The organism is Streptomyces rectiverticillatus, assembly GCF_013394065.1.
GTDB lineage: Bacteria > Actinomycetota > Actinomycetes > Streptomycetales > Streptomycetaceae > Streptomyces > Streptomyces rectiverticillatus.
Window position 1 is genome coordinate 4,610,012 of record NZ_CP040752.1, and the last position, 17,910, is coordinate 4,627,921.

Annotated in this window: 18 protein-coding genes; 11 read left to right on the top strand and 7 right to left on the bottom strand. The window is 70.6% G+C overall.

The window, feature by feature from the left end:
• Nucleotides 1-265 precede the first annotated feature (265 nt).
• The 8 genes from FGW37_RS20170 (at nt 266) to FGW37_RS20205 (ending at nt 8,712) form a co-directional block, all read left to right on the top strand.
• Nucleotides 266-1,294, top strand: a complete 1,029-nt coding sequence (locus tag FGW37_RS20170) for a BMP family lipoprotein (protein WP_179082332.1) — start codon at nt 266-268, stop codon at nt 1,292-1,294.
• Between the two features lie 267 nt (nt 1,295-1,561).
• Entirely contained in the window at nt 1,562-3,244 is a 1,683-nt protein-coding gene (locus FGW37_RS20175; protein WP_179084803.1) for an ABC transporter ATP-binding protein, read from the top strand.
• On the top strand, nt 3,241-4,347 hold the full coding sequence (locus FGW37_RS20180) for an ABC transporter permease (RefSeq protein ID WP_179082333.1): 1,107 nt from the start codon (nt 3,241-3,243) through the stop codon (nt 4,345-4,347). Before FGW37_RS20175 ends, FGW37_RS20180 begins: the two co-directional genes overlap by 4 nt.
• Nucleotides 4,344-5,636 carry an ABC transporter permease gene (locus tag FGW37_RS20185; protein WP_179082334.1) on the top strand — a complete coding sequence of 431 codons (1,293 nt, stop codon included), beginning with the start codon at nt 4,344-4,346 and terminating at the stop codon, nt 5,634-5,636. The genes FGW37_RS20180 and FGW37_RS20185 overlap by 4 nt, the downstream gene beginning before the upstream one ends.
• Nucleotides 5,633-6,043, top strand: coding sequence for a cytidine deaminase (locus FGW37_RS20190; protein WP_179082335.1), 411 nt, complete (start codon nt 5,633-5,635; stop codon nt 6,041-6,043). The genes FGW37_RS20185 and FGW37_RS20190 overlap by 4 nt, the downstream gene beginning before the upstream one ends.
• Nucleotides 6,044-6,139: 96 nt before the next feature.
• Complete coding sequence (locus FGW37_RS20195; protein ID WP_179082336.1) at nt 6,140-7,423, top strand: thymidine phosphorylase; 1,284 nt, start codon at nt 6,140-6,142, stop codon at nt 7,421-7,423.
• 101 nt (nt 7,424-7,524) lie between these two features.
• On the top strand, nt 7,525-7,932 hold the full coding sequence (locus tag FGW37_RS20200) for a papain-like cysteine protease family protein (RefSeq protein ID WP_179082337.1): 408 nt from the start codon (nt 7,525-7,527) through the stop codon (nt 7,930-7,932).
• A gap of 180 nt (nt 7,933-8,112) precedes the next feature.
• Nucleotides 8,113-8,712, top strand: coding sequence for a Uma2 family endonuclease (locus FGW37_RS20205; protein WP_179082338.1), 600 nt, complete (start codon nt 8,113-8,115; stop codon nt 8,710-8,712).
• A 72-nt stretch (nt 8,713-8,784) separates the two neighbouring features.
• Here FGW37_RS20205 and FGW37_RS20210 read toward each other — a convergent pair whose 3' ends face one another.
• A complete protein-coding gene (locus tag FGW37_RS20210) occupies nt 8,785-10,083 on the bottom strand; it encodes an MFS transporter (protein WP_179082339.1) in 1,299 nt (432 codons plus the stop codon).
• 44 nt (nt 10,084-10,127) lie between these two features.
• Here FGW37_RS20210 and FGW37_RS20215 point away from each other — a divergent pair, with 44 nt between their 5' ends.
• A complete protein-coding gene (locus FGW37_RS20215; protein WP_425506558.1) occupies nt 10,128-11,132 on the top strand; it encodes a LysR family transcriptional regulator in 1,005 nt (334 codons plus the stop codon).
• 157 nt (nt 11,133-11,289) lie between these two features.
• Here the strand turns inward: FGW37_RS20215 and FGW37_RS20220 are convergent, their stop codons facing one another.
• The gene (locus tag FGW37_RS20220; RefSeq protein ID WP_425506559.1) at nt 11,290-12,096 is read right to left on the bottom strand and encodes an alpha/beta hydrolase family protein; all 807 of its coding nucleotides are present in this window, start codon (nt 12,094-12,096) and stop codon (nt 11,290-11,292) included.
• 103 nt (nt 12,097-12,199) lie between these two features.
• Between FGW37_RS20220 and FGW37_RS20225 the strand changes: the two genes are divergently transcribed.
• A complete protein-coding gene (locus FGW37_RS20225) occupies nt 12,200-13,315 on the top strand; it encodes an adenosine deaminase (protein WP_179082341.1) in 1,116 nt (371 codons plus the stop codon).
• A 186-nt stretch (nt 13,316-13,501) separates the two neighbouring features.
• Nucleotides 13,502-13,909, top strand: a complete 408-nt coding sequence (locus FGW37_RS20230) for an ATP-binding protein (protein ID WP_179082342.1) — start codon at nt 13,502-13,504, stop codon at nt 13,907-13,909.
• 150 nt (nt 13,910-14,059) lie between these two features.
• Here the strand turns inward: FGW37_RS20230 and FGW37_RS20235 are convergent, their stop codons facing one another.
• The 5 genes from FGW37_RS20235 to afsQ1 all read right to left on the bottom strand — a co-directional run bounded on the left by FGW37_RS20235 (nt 14,060) and on the right by afsQ1 (nt 17,888).
• Nucleotides 14,060-14,281 carry a PspC domain-containing protein gene (locus FGW37_RS20235; RefSeq protein ID WP_179082343.1) on the bottom strand — a complete coding sequence of 74 codons (222 nt, stop codon included), beginning with the start codon at nt 14,279-14,281 and terminating at the stop codon, nt 14,060-14,062.
• A gap of 117 nt (nt 14,282-14,398) precedes the next feature.
• Nucleotides 14,399-14,953 (bottom strand): VanZ family protein, encoded by a 555-nt coding sequence (locus FGW37_RS20240; protein WP_425506560.1) that lies wholly within the window; start codon nt 14,951-14,953, stop codon nt 14,399-14,401.
• A gap of 135 nt (nt 14,954-15,088) precedes the next feature.
• A complete protein-coding gene (locus FGW37_RS20245) occupies nt 15,089-15,670 on the bottom strand; it encodes a hypothetical protein (protein ID WP_179082345.1) in 582 nt (193 codons plus the stop codon).
• The gene (locus FGW37_RS20250; protein WP_246430823.1) at nt 15,667-17,172 is read right to left on the bottom strand and encodes a sensor histidine kinase; all 1,506 of its coding nucleotides are present in this window, start codon (nt 17,170-17,172) and stop codon (nt 15,667-15,669) included. Before FGW37_RS20250 ends, FGW37_RS20245 begins: the two co-directional genes overlap by 4 nt.
• Before the next feature lie 38 nt (nt 17,173-17,210).
• Nucleotides 17,211-17,888, bottom strand: a complete 678-nt coding sequence (gene afsQ1 / locus FGW37_RS20255; protein WP_173864811.1) for a two-component system response regulator AfsQ1 — start codon at nt 17,886-17,888, stop codon at nt 17,211-17,213.
• Nucleotides 17,889-17,910: the final 22 nt, after the last annotated feature.

The window sequence follows — 17,910 nt, forward strand, 5'->3', positions numbered from 1 at the left end:
TCGGATCAAGAGTTCCAGGTCACGTTGTACGTAAAACCTGGGTGGTTCGGTGTCAGATCACGTTGTACGTAAAACCCCTCGGGGCCGTCGACGGCCGATCCCAGGCCTGACTGGGCTGGATGCATGTATCCCTGACGTAATCGGGTCAATAGTGGTTCGCGACGATCCGATAACGGCTTTGATGTACCCCTTTTCAGTCCATCTACGCGCGTTACGATTCCGGCGTCCAGCGCCAATGGAGGCGCTTCGAGTGAAGGGGCCCCTCGTGCGCCGGGTATCCACAATCACTGCCGCGGGTATCACCACCGCAGCTCTCGCGTTCACCCTCACCGCCTGTGGTGAGTCCTCCACCGAATCGGGTGGTGGCAGCGGCAAGGGTGTCGGTCTTGCCTTCGACGTCGGCGGCCGTGACGACCACTCCTTCAACGAGTCCGCTGCTCGTGGCCTGGACAAGGCCGAGAAGGAGCTGGGCATCAAGGGCAAGATGATGACCGCCAAGAACGGCGAGACCGAGGCCGAGCGCGAGCAGCGCCTCAGTTCCCTGGCGGACGCGGGCTACAACCCGGTCATCGGCGTCGGCTTCAACTACGCGAAGTCGATTGAGAAGGTCGCCAAGGAGTTCCCGAAGACCAGCTTCGCGATCGTCGACTCGGTCGTCCCGGGTTCCAACGTCGACAGCATCACCTTCGGTGAGCACGAGGGCTCCTACCTCGCGGGCGTCGCCGCCGCCCTGAAGTCCAAGACCGGCAAGGTCGGCTTCATCGGTGGTGTGAACAACGAGCTGATCAAGAAGTTCGAGGCGGGCTTCGTGCAGGGCGCGAAGGACACCAACCCGAAGATCGAGGTCAGCCCCGAGTACCTGTCCAACACGGACAAGGGCTTCAACGACCCGGCGGCCGCCAAGGACAAGGCCAAGGGCATGCTCGACCGCGACATCGACGTGATCTACACGGCGGCCGGCCTCTCCGGCAACGGTTCCGCCGAGGCCGTCGCCGGCAAGAAGGACGCCTGGGCCATCGGTGTCGACTCCGACCAGTACCAGCAGCCGGGTCTCGCGAAGTACAAGGACCACATCCTCACCTCGGTCGTGAAGAACGTGGACGTCGCGGTCTTCGACATGATCAAGAGCGTCAAGGACGGCAAGCCGCTCACCGGCCAGCACCAGTACCTGCTCAAGGACGGCGGCGTCTCGCTGTCCACCTCGGGCGGCTTCATCGACGACATCAAGGCCAAGATCGAGGAAGCGAAGAAGAACATCGTGGACGGCAAGGTCAAGGTCAAGTCCACCCCGTGACCCGGTGCCGGTCCCTGACCGGCACCAGCCCGGCCGGTCCTCGCGACCGGCCGGACCGCAAGGCCTCGGGCCCGGCGGAGAGAGGACCTCTCCACCGGGCCCGTACACACGCCCCCGGCCCCCGGCTGGGGGCACTGCGGCCAACGCTACGCGCGTAGCGTCCCGTTGACGCGTGTAGCGTCGCCCCCGCCCCACGGAGCTCGACCCGGTCCCCGCCCGGGCGGTTCCTCTTCTTCCTCCCGCTCCCTTCCCCGAGGAGAGTGCGCCATCAAAGCGTCCACCAGTACCGAAGCCGAAGGTACGCAGGCCCCCGCAGTAGAACTCGAGGGCATCACCAAGCGGTTCCCCGGTGTCGTGGCCAACCACGACATCCACCTCACGGTCCGCCGCGGCACCGTCCACGCCCTCTGCGGCGAGAACGGCGCCGGCAAGTCGACCCTGATGAAGATCCTCTACGGCATGCAGAAGCCGGACGAGGGCACCATCAAGCTGGGCGGCGAGCAGGTCACCCTGCACAGCCCGAGCGACGCCATCGCGCGCGGCATCGGCATGGTGCACCAGCACTTCATGCTCGCCGACAACCTCACCGTCCTGGAGAACGTCGTCCTGGGCGCCGAGAAGCTGCACGGCATCGGCGGCAAGGCCCGCGCGAAGATCAAGGAGATCTCCGACGCGTACGGCCTGGGCGTGCGCCCCGACGTCCTCGTGGAGGACCTCGGCGTCGCCGACCGCCAGCGCGTGGAGATCCTCAAGGTCCTCTACCGCGGCGCCCGCACGCTGATCCTCGACGAGCCGACCGCGGTGCTGGTCCCGCAGGAGGTCGACGCGCTCTTCGACAACCTGCGCGAGCTCAAGTCCGAGGGCCTCACGGTCATCTTCATCTCGCACAAGCTCGGCGAGGTGCTCTCCGTCGCGGACGACATCACCGTCATCCGCCGTGGCACCACCGTCGGCACCGCGATCCCCAGCGAGACCACCCCCAAGCAGCTCGCCGAGCTGATGGTCGGCAGCGAGCTGCCCTCGCCGGAGACCCGCGAGTCGACGGTCACCGACGTCGAGATGCTGAAGGTGGACGGCCTGCACCTGTCGGCGACCGACCCCGACGGCGTGGTCCGCGCGGTCCTCGACGGTATCTCCCTGACCATCCACAAGGGCGAGGTCCTGGGCATCGCCGGTGTGGAGGGCAACGGCCAGGCCGAGCTCGTCGAGGCCATCATGGGCATGCGGGACCCGGACGGGGGCACCATCACCCTCGACGGCGCCGACATCAGCCACGTGCCGACGCGCAAGCGGCGCGAGGGCGGCATCGGCTACGTCCCCGAGGACCGGCACCGCCATGGCCTGCTGCTGGAGGCTCCCCTCTGGGAGAACCGCATCCTCGGCCACGTCACCGAGAAGCCCAACAGCAAGCGCGGCGTGCTCGACAACAAGGCCGCCCGCACCGACACCGAGCGCATCGTGCGCGAGTACGACGTGCGCACGCCCGGCATCGAGGTCACCGCGGCCTCCCTGTCCGGCGGCAACCAGCAGAAGCTGATCGTCGGCCGCGAGATGAGCCACGCGCCCAAGCTGCTCATCGCCGCGCACCCCACCCGGGGCGTGGACGTCGGTGCGCAGGCGCAGATCTGGGACCAGATCCGCGAGGCGCGCCACGAGGGCCTGGCGGTGCTGCTGATCTCCGCCGACCTGGACGAGCTGATCGGGCTCTCCGACACCCTGCGGGTGATGTTCCGCGGCCGCCTGGTCGCCGACGCCGACCCCGCCACGATCACCCCGGAGGAGTTGGGCTCGGCCATGACCGGCGCCGCAACCGGCCACCTCGAGCACACCGAGGACGGCGAGGAGACCGCCACCGGCGGCGAGGAGACCGCTGCCGAAGGCGGCGCCGACGCCGCCGGCGACGAAGAGAACGCTACCGACGAGGCCGCGGGGGAGGGTGACGAGAAGTGAAGAAGTTCGACAAGAACAAGGTAATTCTGGGCTTCGCCGCCCCGGTCCTGGCCATCGTGGCCGCGCTGGTGCTCACCTCGATCATCATCGCCGCCACCGGCAAGGACCCCTTCCACGCCTTCCAGGTGATGGCCGACTACGGCTCGAAGAGCGACAGCCAGGTCTGGATCATCAACAAGGCCACCCCGTACTACCTGTCCGCGCTGGCCGTCGCCATCGGCTTCCGGATGAACCTCTTCAACATCGGCGTCGACGGCCAGTACCGCATCGCGGCCTTCTTCGCCGCCGTCGTCGGTGGTGCGCTCACGCTGCCCGGCATCATCCAGATCCCGGTCATCATCATCGTCGCGATGCTGGTGGGCGCCCTCTGGGCGGGCATCGCCGGTCTGCTGAAGACCACCCGGGGCGTCAGCGAGGTGATCAGCACGATCATGCTGAACGCCATCGGCGCCTCGGTCATCGCCTACTTCCTGCAGGACGGCCGTCTCGCGGAGAAGGAGGGCAACCTGGTCCACACGCCCTACCTGCCCGACGCGGCGCACTTCTTCGAGATCCCGACCACGCCCAAGCCGATCTACGGCTTCGTGGTCGTCGCGGCGCTGGCCGGCCTCGCCTACTGGTTCGTGCTCGGCCGCACCCGCTTCGGCTTCGACCTGCGCACCGTCGGCCAGTCCGAGTCCGCCGCCCAGGCCTCCGGCGTCAGCGTCAAGCGCATGGTGATCACCGCCATGCTGCTCTCCGGCGCCATGGCCGGCCTCGTCGGCATGCCGACGCTGCTCGGCGTCTCGTACAACTACGGCACCGACTTCCCCACCGGCATCGGCTTCACCGGTATCGCCATCGCCCTCCTGGGCCGCAACCACCCCATCGGCATGGTGGCCGGCGCCCTGCTCTGGGGCTTCCTGGACCGCACCAGCACCCAGCTGGAGTTCGAGGGCTACGCGCAGGAGATCGTCGGAGTGATCCAGGGCGTCATCGTCCTGTGCGTCGTCATCGCCTATGAGCTCGTGCGCCGGTACGGCCTCAAGATGCAGCAGCGCAAGGTCGGCGAGGAGCTCGCCGCCCAGGCCCGTAAGAGCGACAAGGCGGAGGTTTCCGCGTGAGTACGACCTTCACCGCCGCCCTCGCCGGGCGACTGAGCGGCAAGAACAAGGACAGCAAGGAGCGGCGCAAGCTCTCCTACCCGGTCGTCCTGCTGATCATCGCGGGTGCCCTGCTCCTGCTCTCCGTTCTGCGGATGATCACGGACGCCAATGACCTGACCTCCTCGGGCCAGTACAGCTCCGCCCTCGCCGCCGCCGTGCCGATCGGCCTCGCCGGCCTCGGCGGGCTGTGGGCCGAGCGCGCGGGCGTCGTCAACATCGGCCTCGAAGGCATGATGATGCTCGGCACCTTCTGCGCCGGCTGGATCGGCTGGCAGCACGGCCCGTGGGCCGCAGCCCTCGCCGGCATCGTCGGCGGTGCGCTCGGCGGCCTCATCCACGCCGTCGCCACCGTCACCTTCGGCGTCGACCAGATCATCTCCGGTGTGGCCATGAACATCCTGGCCCTCGGCATCACGCAGTACCTCGCCAAGCTGTGGTTCGGCGCGGAGGGCAGCAAGGCCCAGGAGGCGGGCGGCAACGACAAGCAGTCGCCCGTCATGGAGAACATGCCGGACTTCTCCATCCCCGGCCTCTCCGGCTGGCTCGGCGACATCGAGAAGCACCACTGGTTCTTCGTCTCCGACCTCGCCGGCGTCGTCCGCGGCCTGGTCACCCACGTCTCGTGGCTGACGATCGTCGCCGGGCTGCTCTTCGTCCTCACCTTCTTCGTGCTGTGGCGCTCCGCCTTCGGCCTGCGCCTGCGTTCGTGCGGTGAGAGCCCGGTGGCCGCCGAGTCCCTCGGCGTCAACGTCTACACGTACAAGTACGCGGCCGTGGTCGTCTCCGGCGCCCTCGCGGGCCTCGGCGGCGCGTTCCTCGCCATCGGCACGCACATGTACTCCGACGGCCAGACCGCCGGCCGCGGCTACATCGGTCTCGCGACCATGATCTCCGGCAACTGGCGGCCGGGCGGCGTGGCCATGAGCGCCGGCCTGTTCGGCTTCATGGACAGCCTCCAGCTGCGCTCCGGCGGCCCGACCGTCCACGCGCTGCTGCTGCTCCTGGCCGTGCTGCTGGTCGGCTTCGCCGCGTGGCGCCTGAAGGCCGGCAAGGCGCGGGCCGCGATCATCGCCGGTGTGGTCGGCGCCCTGCTGGTCGTCTGGTACACCACGACCGACACCGTGCCGCTGGAGCTCGTCGTCGCGACTCCCTACGTGGTCACGCTGCTCGTCCTGTCGGTGTCCTCGCAACGCCTGCGCATGCCCAAGGCGAACGGCAAGCCCTACCGGAAGGGCCAAGGAAAGTGACCTCTTCCCCCAACTGGGAGGAGCTGCGCGGGCAGGCCCGGGACGCGATGTCCCGGGCCTACGCCCCGTACTCCGGCTTTCCCGTCGGCGCGGCGGCCCTCGTGGACGACGGCCGCACCGTGACCGGCTGCAACGTGGAGAACGCGGCCTACGGCGTCGCCCTGTGCGCCGAGTGCGGGCTGGTGTCGGAGCTGATCGCGGGCCGTGACACCGAGGGCCCGCGGCCCCGGCTGCTGGCCTTCACCTGCTGCGACCGGCACGGCAACATCCTCATGCCCTGCGGGCGCTGCCGCCAGCTCCTGTGGGAGCACGGCGGCCCCGAGCTGGCCGTGGACACGACGACCGGCATCCGCCCGCTGGCGGAGTTGCTGCCGGATGCGTTTGGGCCCGCTGACCTGAATCGTTAAAGATGTCCCTAAGCGCCGGAGGGGTTTGCTGATGCAGCCCCTCCGGGTCACTTTCCGGCCCCGGAAAGACCTGAGGACTACGAACTTAAGGAAAATGTGCTGATGGACGCCATTTCCGTGATCCGCGCCAAGCGCGACCGCGGTCGACTGACCGACGAGCAGATCGACTGGATCATCGACGCGTACACGCGCGGCGAGGTCGCCGACGAGCAGATGTCCGCGCTCGCGATGGCCATCCTGCTCAACGGCATGGACCGTGCCGAGATCGCCCGCTGGACTGCCGCGATGATCAAGTCCGGCGAGCGCATGGACTTCTCGTCGCTGTCCGTGCCGACCTCGGACAAGCACTCCACGGGTGGCGTCGGTGACAAGATCACCCTGCCGCTGGCCCCCCTCGTCGCGGCCTGCGGCGCGGCCGTCCCGCAGCTGTCCGGACGCGGCCTCGGCCACACCGGCGGCACGCTCGACAAGCTGGAGTCCATCCCCGGCTGGCGCGCCCTGCTCTCGAACGACGAGATGATGGACGTCCTGCGCAACGTCGGCTCCGTCATCTGCGCCGCCGGCGACGGCCTGGCCCCGGCCGACAAGAAGCTCTACGCCCTGCGCGACGTCACCGGCACGGTCGAGGCGATCCCGCTGATCGCGTCCTCCATCATGTCCAAGAAGATCGCCGAGGGTACGGGCTCGCTCGTCCTGGATGTGAAGGTCGGCTCCGGCGCCTTCATGAAGAACATCGAGGACGCCCGCGAGCTGGCCTCCACGATGGTGGGCCTCGGCACCGACCACGGCGTCAAGACGGTCGCGCTGCTCACCGACATGTCCACCCCGCTCGGCCTCACCGCGGGCAACGCCCTCGAGGTCCGCGAGTCGGTCGAGGTCCTCGCCGGCGGCGGCCCGGCGGACGTCGTCGAGCTCACGCTGGCCCTGGCCCGCGAGATGCTCACGGCGGCCGGCCTGCCCGACGCGGACCCGGAGAAGGCCCTGCGCGACGGCAGCGCCATGGACCACTGGCGCCGCATGATCCAGGCCCAGGGCGGCGACCCGGACGCGACGCTTCCGGTGGCCCGCGAGCAGCACGTCGTGAAGGCGGCCGCCTCGGGCGTCCTCACCAAGCTGGACGCCTACGCCGTCGGCGTCTCCGCCTGGCGCCTGGGCGCGGGCCGGGCCCGCAAGGAGGACCCGGTCCAGTTCGGCGCGGGCATCGAGATGCACTCCAAGCCGGGCGAGCAGGTCACCGAGGGCCAGCCCCTGATGACCCTGCACACGGACACGCCGGAGAAGTTCGACTACGCGCTGAAGGCCCTCGAGGGCGGCGTGGAGATCGCCCCCGCGGGCACGGACTTCAAGGCGAACCCGATCGTGCTGGACCGCATCGCGTAAGTGCCATGGCGTGAGTGCCATCGCGTGAGTGCGTGAGAAAAGCCCCCGCTTCGGCGGGGGCTTTTCTTTTTGCTCAGGCAGCCGCCTACGACGACATCAACATGCAAAAGCAGGAAAAGACCCAGTGGTGCTGGAACGCCTCGGGCAACACCATCGCCGCCTACTGGGGCTACAACTACACCCAGACCGAGTTCTGCAACCTCGCCCACGCCGCGACCGGCGTCAGCTGTGCCAACCAGCCGGCCACGCTCGGCGACATGGCGGGCGCCTGGGGTTGCACGGCCGGACCGGTCCTCGCCGACGCGCTCCGGATCGCCTACGTGGTCTCCCCGGTCAGCCCCGACAGCGGCAGCGGTCGCAGCGCCACCGTCCTGCTGGCCGCCACCCAGGGCGGCGGTTGGCACCTGGCCGGCGTGCGCGAGAGCGATTGGAGTACGACACGAAGGGCTTCTCCAGCGGCTTCCGGCCCACCTCCCCGGCCCACCGATCCCCGTCCCCGGCCTCGCTGATCATCGGCGGGTCCGGCGCGGCGCTCGCCCTCGCGGGAGGCGCCTTCGCCCTCCGGCGCCGCCGCAGGGCGGCATGATCGCCAGCTGACCTGCCTCGTACGGGTGAACGGGATCGGTGGACCTTCGCCGGTCCCGTTCGGCATGCTGGGGTCGGTGATGTTCCGACAAAAGGAGACCGCCATGAGTGCACTCCCTCTCGACTACTCGCAGGGTTCCAGCCCCGAGTGGGAGGAGCTCGTCCGTATCCGGGAGGAGACGGACGCGCCCGAGGGCTGCAAGGTGGAGATCATCGAGGGGATCATCACCGTGTCGCCAGCGCCCGCCAACAAGCACAACGTCATTGCAGGAAAGCTGAACCGATCCCTTTACACAGTGATTCCAGAAGACTGGGGGGTCTACCAGACGCTTTCGGTCTCTGTGCCGTCCCACAGCGGCCTCTTCATTCCCGACCTGATCGTGGCGCCGGAGTCCGAGCTGATGGAGCTGTCCGAGTCCGAGCAGTACATTTCTGCGGCGACCTCGGCCTTGATTGTAGAGATCACTTCGAAGTCCAGCCTGCGTCATGACCGGGTAGCCAAGCCTGCAGCGTACGCACATGCCGGAGCGCCGCTCTATCTCCTGGTCGACAGGTGGGCGCAGGGAGGGCCGACGATCACCCTCTACGGCGAGCCCAAGGACGAGGTCTACCGAGTTCTGCAGGCAGGAAAGTTCGGCGACGAGATCCATCTTCCTGGGCCGTTCGATCTGACGATCGACACCGGTGTGTTTCCTGCCTCGTGATGGCGAAGGGGCCGCTCCCCACCAGGACAGGTGACGGGGGGCGGCCCCTTCGGGCCCGGGTCCGGGTCCGGGCTACGCCCGGACGGCCGTCCGGCGGCGCTCCACGAGCGCCCTGCGCGTCGCGTACAGCGTGATCGACGCCGCGCCCACCATCGCCAGCAGGCCCAGCACCACCGTCCCGTCCCAGCCCGCCGCGCCGAAGGCCATCGCACCGAGCGTGCCGCCGACCGACGAGCCCAGGTAATAGGCCGTCTGATAGAGCGCCGACGCCTGGGCGCGGCCCGTCTTCGCGGCCCGGCTCACCGAGGACGACGCCACCGCGTGGCCCGCGAAGAAGCCCGCCGTGATGAGGACCAGGCCCGCCAGGACGGCGAGCAGCGACGACGTCAGCGACAGCAGCAGGCCCAGCGTGGTCGTGCCCACCGCCAGGTAGAGCGCCCCGCGGCGGCCCAGCCGGCCGACCAGCTTCCCGGCCGCGGCCGACGACGCCGTACCCACCAGGTAGATCAGGAAGATCGAGCCCACGACGCCCTGGGGGAGGGAGAACGGCGCCTCCGCCAGCCGGTAGCCGATCACCGTGTAGACCGCGCCGAAGACCGTCATGAACAGCGCGCCGATCGCGTACAGGCGGCGCAGCAGCGGGTCGGAGAGGTGGCCGCCCACCGTCCGGGCCAGGCTGCCCGGCGACACCGCCGCCGGCCGGAAGTGCCGCGCCCGCGGGATCATCACCCGGAAGGTCAGCGCGCAGACCACCGCGAGGGCGCCCACCGCGGCCAGGCCCGCCCGCCAGCCCCACGCCTGGGCCACCCAGCCCGCGAGGATGCGGCCGGTCATGCCGCCGATGCTGTTTCCCGCCACGAACAGGCCGATCGCGCCGACCAGCGCCTTCGGCCGGACCTCCTCCGCGAGGTAGGCCATCGCCGACGCCGGCACCCCGGCCAGCGCCGCGCCCTGCACCGCACGCAGCGCGACCAGCCAGCCCAGGCTCGGCGCGAGCGGCACCAGCAGGGCCACGCACGCGGCCACGCACAGCGAGACGGTCATCATCGTGCGGCGGCCGAAGCGCTCGGAGAGCGCGCTGAGCGGGACGACCGCGAGGGCGAGGCCGCCCGTCGCGGCGGAGACCGTCCAGCTGGCCTGATCGGCCGTCACCCCGAGGCCGGCGGAGATGGCCGGCAGCAGCGCCTGCGTGGAGTAGAGGAGGGCGAACGTGGCGACACCCGCGGCGAAGAGGGCGAAGCTCATCCGGCGGTAGCCGGGGCCGCCCGGATCCAGCCGGGTGTCATCGGAGTGAGAGGAGTGAAGGGACGACAGAACAGAGGCACCCGAGCGCACGATGACGCTGGATGCCCCGGTATCGGCAGGAGGCATGCCAAAACCGTAGGCACCCTGGGCTGATGCGTCCAATGCACAGAATGGCGATAATCGATCCTGTGTTGCATGAGTACAGGTCGCGGCGGTCCTTGTCACCGGGCGGCAACGAAAAAGACATCCCCGTAACAGTCGATGTCGAGGCCGACTCCTGGGCGGTCACCCTCACGCCGCGGCTCGCGCAGTTCGTGGCCGTCGCCCGCCACGAGCACGTCACGCGCGCCGCGCAGCAGCTCGGCATGCCGCAGTCCACGCTCAGCCGCTCGGTCGCCCGCCTCGAAGACGACCTGGGCGTCGCCCTGTTCGCCCGCCACGGGCGCACGGTCTCCCTGACCGCGGCCGGCCGCACGTTCCTCGCCACCGTCGAGCGCGCCCTGTCCGAGGTCGACCGCGCCGCGGAGTCCGTACGGGCGGACGCCGACCCCGCCGCCGGCAAGGTCGCCTTCGGCTTCCTGCACACCCTCGGCTCCGAGACCGTACCCGAGCTCATCCGAGCCTTCCGCGCCGACCATCCGCGCGTCCGGTTCCAGCTCGTGCAGAACTACGGCGAGTCCATGCTGGAACGCCTGCGCGACGGCGAGCTCGACCTGTGCCTGACCTCGCCCGTGCCCGACGCGCCGGACCTCGTCTCCCGCCGTCTGGACGAGCAGAAGCTGCGCCTCGTCGTCCCCGACGACCACCCCCTCGCCGCCCGCAAGCGCATCCGCCTCGCCGAGGCCGCCTCCGAGCTCTTCGTCACCCTCGAACCGGGGTACGGGCTGCGGCGCATCACCGACGCGGTGTGCGCGGAGGCCGGGTTCACCCCCAAGATCGCCTTCGAGGGCGAGGAGGCGGAGACGCTGCGCGGCCTCGTCGCGGCGGGCCTGGGCGTGGCCCTGCTGCCCCCGCCCGCCGTCCCGCGGCCCGGCGTCACCGAACTCACGGTCACCGCGCCACGCGCCTTCCGCGAGATCGGCGTGGCCTGGCTGGACGGCCACCCCGACACGCCGCCGGTAGCGGCATTCAAACGCTTCCTGCTGTCGAGAAGGGGCCAGTTGCTCCCGCGGTAACGCGCGGTTCTGCCGGTTCGGCACCACCGGTCACCCCGGTGGGGCTTGCTCGCCGTCGCGGCGGGATTTTTTGCCTGCGGCGAAGAGTTGCGATGCGCCCGCAGGATCGTCGAGAGGCCTCGCCTCGAACCCCGTGGAGCGAACCCGGCGCAGCGGCTCAGTACCCCAGGCTCGCCCCGAAGCCGGAGGCCAGCGGCATCCGCAGACCCAGGGGCGGCGGGGCCGCCAGGGCGTCCGCCACCGGGCGGGCGAAGTGGTGGCCGAAGAGCGCGCCCCGGACGAAGTCGACCACGAGCGCCTGGACTTCCGCCCGGTGCTGCCGCAGCCCGTGCCCGTCCGAGTGGACCTCGAACCGGCACACGTCGCGATTGGCCTTCTTCGCCCGCTGGGCGAGGCGGAACGACAGGTCGGGGTCCGTGTGCTCGTCGTTGGTGCCGTGGACGATCAGGACCCGCCGCCCCACGAGCTGCCGCACCGGATCCGGCTCGAGCAGCTCCTGAGGCTCCGGCAGCCACGGCGCGACCGCCAGCACCGCGGCCACCGCCGGGTGCCCTCCGGCCCGCAGTGCGGCCCGGCCGCCCATGTCGGTGCCGATGAGGCAGACGGGCACGTCGCCGTAGCGCCGCACCACCTCGTCCGCCGCCCAGCCGGCGTCCCGCACCGGGTCGGCCGCCGAACCGTTCCACCCGCGCCGCCGGTAGTGGACGACGTGCGTGGCCAGACCGTCCTCGGTGCACGCCCGGGCCAGCCGGCGGGCCAGGGGCCGCTGCGCCGCGAGGGACAGTGCGGAGGGCTTGCCGGTGCCCTCGGCGCGGCCGCCGGGCAGCAGCAGCGCCACGCCGTGCACCGTGCGCCCGGCGCCGAGCGGCTTTCCCAGCCGTGCCGTATCACCGCTCCGGCGCGGTGCGTTCGGCTGTCCGTGCGTTCCTTCCGGGTCCTGCTGAGGCAACGCTTGCTGAGCCATGGCAGAAACGATGGCAGAACGACCGGTGGTGTCCACCCCGCCGCCGGGTCACCGTTCCGTATCGTTCGCCGAGATCTACGCGCGTAGGGGCTAGAGTGCCGAAATGACGACCGAGACCATCTCCCAACCGAACCCCGAACAGATCCGTCGCGCCCCCAAGGTCCTGCTCCACGACCACCTGGACGGCGGCCTGCGCCCGGGCACGATCGTGGACCTGGCCCGCGAGACGGGCTACACCGGTCTTCCGGAGACCGACGCGGACAAGCTGGGCGTCTGGTTCCGCGAGGCGGCCGACTCCGGCTCGCTGGAGCGCTACCTGGAGACCTTCGCGCACACCTGTGCCGTGATGCAGACCCGCGACGCCCTCGTCCGGGTCGCCGCGGAGTGCGCCGAGGACCTGGCCGAGGACGGCGTCGTCTACGCCGAGGTGCGCTACGCACCGGAGCAGCACCTGGAGGCCGGCCTCACCCTCGAAGAGGTCGTGGAGGCCGTCAACGAGGGCTTCCGCGAGGGCGAGCGCCGCGCTAAGGCGGGCGGCCGCCGCATCCGCGTGGGGGCGCTGCTGACCGCCATGCGGCACGCCGCCCGCGCCCTGGAGATCGCCGAACTCGCCAACCGCTACCGCGACTCCGGCGTCGTGGGCTTCGACATCGCGGGCGCCGAGGCGGGCTTCCCTCCCACCCGTCACCTGGATGCGTTCGAGTACCTCAAGCGCGAGAACAACCACTTCACCATCCACGCGGGTGAGGCGTTCGGCCTGCCGTCGATCTGGCAGGCGCTCCAGTGGTGCGGCGCGGACCGGCTCGGGCACGGCGTGCGCATCATCGACGACATCGAGATCGGCGAGGACGGGAAGGCCAGGCTGGGCCGCCTCGCCTCGTACGTCCGGGACAAGCGCATTCCGCTGGAGATGTGCCCCACCTCGAATCTGCAGACCGGTGCGGCCAGTTCGTACGAAGAGCACCCGGTCGGACTGCTCCGTAAACTGCATTTCCGGGCGACCATCAACACCGATAATCGCCTGATGAGCGGCACCAGCATGAGCCGTGAATTCGAGCACCTGGTGAAGGCCTTCGGCTACACGCTGGACGACATCCAGTGGTTCACCGTCAACGCGATGAAGTCCGCATTCATCCCATTCGACGAACGTCTGGCGATGATCAACGACGTGATCAAGCCGGGTTACGCCGAGCTCAAGTCGGAATGGCTCTTCCAGTAGGCCCGGGCGGGCCCTTTCTGACCAGCGAAGTCTTCACCGGCCGCAACGGACGGTGAATTTGCGGGGAATACCGTGCGACGGCCGGGACTTTCGAGTCCCGGCCGTGTCACTGATTGCGGCGGCCGGGAAGTCGTGGCTAGGTTTCAGTGCCGCTCAAGAATCCCCCGTCGCGAGGACAGAATTCAGATGAAGCTCGGAACCTTCAGGACTCTCGGTGCCGCCGCCCTCGGAGTCGCCTTCGCCGCCGCCGCGGCGGGGAGCGCGCAGGCGGCCGGCAGCGCCGGTGCCGTCGAATCGCTCACGACCACCGCCCGCACCACGACGGCGGGACTGCCCATCCAGCAGGTCGCCCAGGTCGCCCCCGCGGGCGGCCCGGTCGTCTCCGCGGCGGACCGCGCGATTCAGAGCGGCATGCTGCAGGCCCCGGCCCAGGCCGTGGACAAGGCCGTGGCGCCGCAGCTCCCGACGCAGGAGCTCGCCCCGAAGGGCGCGACCAAGGCCGTCCCGGCCGACAACAAGGGCAACGGCGGCCTGCTGGCGCCCCTGTCCGGGCTGCCGCTCGGCAGCCTGCCGGTGTCGGGCATCGGCGGCTGATCCTCGCGAGCCGGTCCCGTTCGTCACGACGTGTACGACGGCGGGCCGTCCCCCGGATTCGATGTCCGGGGGACGGCCCGCCGTTTTCCGTTTTGCGTACAGAAGGCTTTTAGCAGGAATCCTTTTAGTAGGAACCCTTGCCGGGAGCCTTTACCAGGAATGCGCCGCCCCGCCCTGGCTCCGGTGCGAGTTCTCCGAGGGCAGCAGGATCCACAGGGCGATGTAGAGCAGGAACTGCGGGCCGGGCAGCAGGCACGAGAGCAGGAAGATCACCCGCATCGTCGTGCGGGACATTCCGAAGCGCTCGGCCAGACCGGCGCACACCCCGGCGATCATCCTGTGGTTGCGGGGACGGACCAGCTTGGCGGACATGGCGGCGACTCCTCGTCTCACGGGGGACCGATACGGCGCGGGAACGTTTTTCCCGTCTCTCCCGTCGGCTTCCCGATGACTCCACGGTATGTCCGCGGGCCCGGCCGGAACGTCGGCCTAAGGGGCGATCCCGACCCTGGGGATCGTAGGGGTGACACCCTGAGGGGTCTCCTCCCGGCGTATGGGTTCCGGGCGCGGTCCCTCACCCCTGCGACGGAGACGGGCCCTGACCGCAGGGACGACGGCCAGGTGCAGGGCCGCCACCCCCGTCACGTTCAGCAGGAGCGCGTCCACGTCCAGCACCTGGCCCACGACGCCGCTCTGCACCACCTGCAGCGCCAGCGACACCATCGCGCCGGTGAAGACGGTGCGGGTCAGCGAGCCCAGCGGCGACGCCGCCACCCGGCCCCTGGCCCAGGGCAGCAGCACGCCCAGCGGGGCCAGCGGCAGCACCCCCGCCCCTATCGCCCGCGTGGCCTCCCACGGCCCGAGGGCGAGGTCGGCGCGGATCGTGGCCAGCGGTTCCAGGTGAGAGGCGGACACCCATGGCACCGTCAGCGGGCGCAGGGCGAGCCAGACGACCGCCAGCAGATGGGCGACGAGCAACACGCAGCCCGCGACGCGGTAGCGGTATCGGAGGGCGGGCGTGCCGCCGTAACCATGACCCTGCACGCCCCACATGACGCGGTGCGCCGTCGCACGGTTCCGGCCGACGGCAGCCTCCGGCGGTTTCCGGGGCGCGTGGCGGTCCCGGCGTGGTGGTGCGGCGGCCCGGCGGTGCCATGACCACCGCCGCAGCGACAGGTCCTACGAGACGGGCGTGCCCGTGATGTCCGCGCTGTCCGGGTGCACCCTGAGCTCGTCGGTGCAGGCGTAACCCTTGGGGGGCTCCTTGGCGGGCCCACCCAGGATCACCGACCGCTTGCCGTCGGCCGCGGCCGTCCCGGCGTACGTGCACACGAGCTGGGCGAGTCCGACCTGCGGCAGCTCGGCCGGCTCCCGGCTCAGCCGCAGCGTCCCGGCCGGGTCGCCCGGGCGCTGCCCGGCGACGGTCAGCCGCTGCGGCACGGCCGTGGACATCCCCGCCTCGGCCTCCTGGTTCGAGGGCGCCTTGCGCAGCTCCTCCAGCAGCACGCGGGCGACGGCCACGCTGTCCTCGGAGGTCCCGGCGACCGCGCGCGTGACGGGCACCAGCTGCGAGGTGCACTCCAGCTGGACGGTCACGGTCGCGGCGCCCGAGGGGATGGCGTGCTCGGGCCGCACGACGCACGACGCACGGGAGGGCGCACCGCCCGCGTCCACCGGCACGGCGGTGCCGCGGATGCCGCACGCCGTGGCCGAACCCAGCAGGGCCAGGGCTAGGGCGGTGCTGCGCAGGGTCCTTCTCACCGGCCGCCCTCCCCGTTCCCGCCGTCCCGGTCCCCGGCCGGCTGCTCCTCCAGGCCCGAGGTGTCCCGCGGCAGGGTCAGGGTGAAGACGGCGCCGCCCTCGGGGGAGTTGGCCGCGGTGATCTCGCCGCCGTGGATGTGGGCGTTCTCCAGGGCGATGGACAGGCCGAGGCCGCTGCCCTCCGACCGCGGACGGGACGCGCTCGCCTTGTAGAAGCGGTCGAAGACGTGCGGCAGCACCTCTTCGGGGATGCCGGGGCCGTGGTCGCGCACGTCGATGCGCAGCGCGTCGTCCTCGGTGCGCACCGAGACGCGTACCGGCGAGCCGCCGTGCTTGAGTGCGTTGCCGATGAGGTTGGCCAGGATGACGTCCAGGCGGCGCGGGTCGAGCCGGGCCACGATGCCGCGCTCGGCGTCCAGCTCGACGGCGTCCAGCCAGGCGCGGGCGTCGATGCAGGCGGTGACCTGGTCGGCGACGTCCACGTCGTCCAGCACGAGCCGGGCCGTGCCCGCGTCGAAGCGGGTGACCTCCATCAGGTTCTCCACCAGGTCGTTCAGCCTGCGGGTCTCGCTCACCACGAGCTGCACCGCCGGGGCGATCATCGGATCGAGGTTGTCCGCCTCGTCCTCCAGCACCTCGGTCACGGCCGTGATGGCCGTGAGCGGGGTCCGCAGCTCGTGCGACATGTCCGCGACGAAGCGGCGGCTCGCCGCCTCCCGGGTGCTGAGCTCCTCGACGCGCTTCTCCAGCGACTCCGCGGTCTTGTTGAAGGTGCGCGACAGATCGGCCAGCTCGTCCGTGCCCGACACGTGCAGCCGGGTGTCGAGCTTGCCCTCGCCGAGCCGGCGGGCCGCGTCGCCGAGCCGCTGCACGGGCCGCAGCACGGTCGAGGCGGCGGCCTGCGCGAGCAGCGCGGAGCCGATCAGCGCCAGGGCCGTGGCGATGCCCAGCGACCAGGCCAGCGAATTGAGGTCGGCGCGCTCGTTCTCCAGGGACTTCAGCAGGTAGCCCGTCGGGCCGCCGCCGATCACCTTCGCGCCGCCCACCAGGTACGGCTTGCCGTCCAGCGTGATCCGCTGCCAGTACAGGTGGTACGCGTAGCGGTTGGAGTCGTCGACGTGCCGCTCGCGGTTGACGGCCGCCTGCAGCGACTTCGGCACGACCTTGAGCGAGAACAGATCGCGGTCGGAGGGCGCGGCGCAGGCCCGGCCGCCCTCGCCGGTGTCGATCAGCAGCACCTCGTACTTCTGCGACGTGGCCGCCATCCGCTCGGCCGCCGCCTGCAGCTCCTGGCAGGTCGGCCCGAGCGGCAGCGTGCCGGTGTTGTCCTGCAGGGACTTGCGGAAGTCGTCGAGGGCCGCGTCCTGGGTGCGGGTGAGCACCGCGTCGCGGTTGAGCCAGTAGGCGATGGCCGACGCGGAGACGGCTGCGGCCAGGGCGACCAGGGCGAAGACGAGCATCAGCCGCAGCCGCAGGCTTATCCGGCGCAGGCTCAGCTTCATCACGTTACGGGCGGCCGTCCAGCGTCGTACGCGTCCGGTCACTGCGGAGCGTCCAGCCGGTAGCCGACGCCGCGCACGGTGCGGATCAGGGTCGGGGACGACGGCACGTCCTCGACCTTGGCCCGCAGCCGCTGCACACAGGCGTCGACCAGCCGGGAGTCGCCGAGGTAGTCGTGTTCCCAGACCAGCCGCAGCAGCTGCTGCCGGGAGAGGGCCTGGCCGGGCCGGCGGCTGAGCTCCAGCAGCAGCCGCAGCTCGGTCGGCGTGAGCTGGAGCTCCTCGCCGTTCTTGGTGACCGTCATCGCGGACCGGTCGATGACCAGCGAGCCGAACGCGGCCGAGTCGTTGGTCTCGCGCTCGCCGCGGCGCAGCACCGCACGGATCCGGGCGTCGAGCACCCGGCCCTGCACGGGCTTGACCACGTAGTCGTCGGCGCCGGACTCCAGCCCCACCACGACGTCGATGTCGTCGCTGCGCGCGGTGAGCAGGATGATCGGCAGCTGGTCGGTGCGGCGGATCCGCCGGCACACCTCGAAACCGTCGATACCGGGCAGCATCACGTCCAGCACGATCAGATCCGGCCGTTGCTCGCGCAGCAGTTTCAGGCCGTCCTCGCCCGTCGCCGCGGTCACCACACGGTGGCCCTGACGGGACAGGGAGAACTCGAGAGCGGTCCGGATGGCGTCGTCGTCCTCGATCAGCAACAGGGAAGGCACGGTGGTCATTCTGGCCTACGCG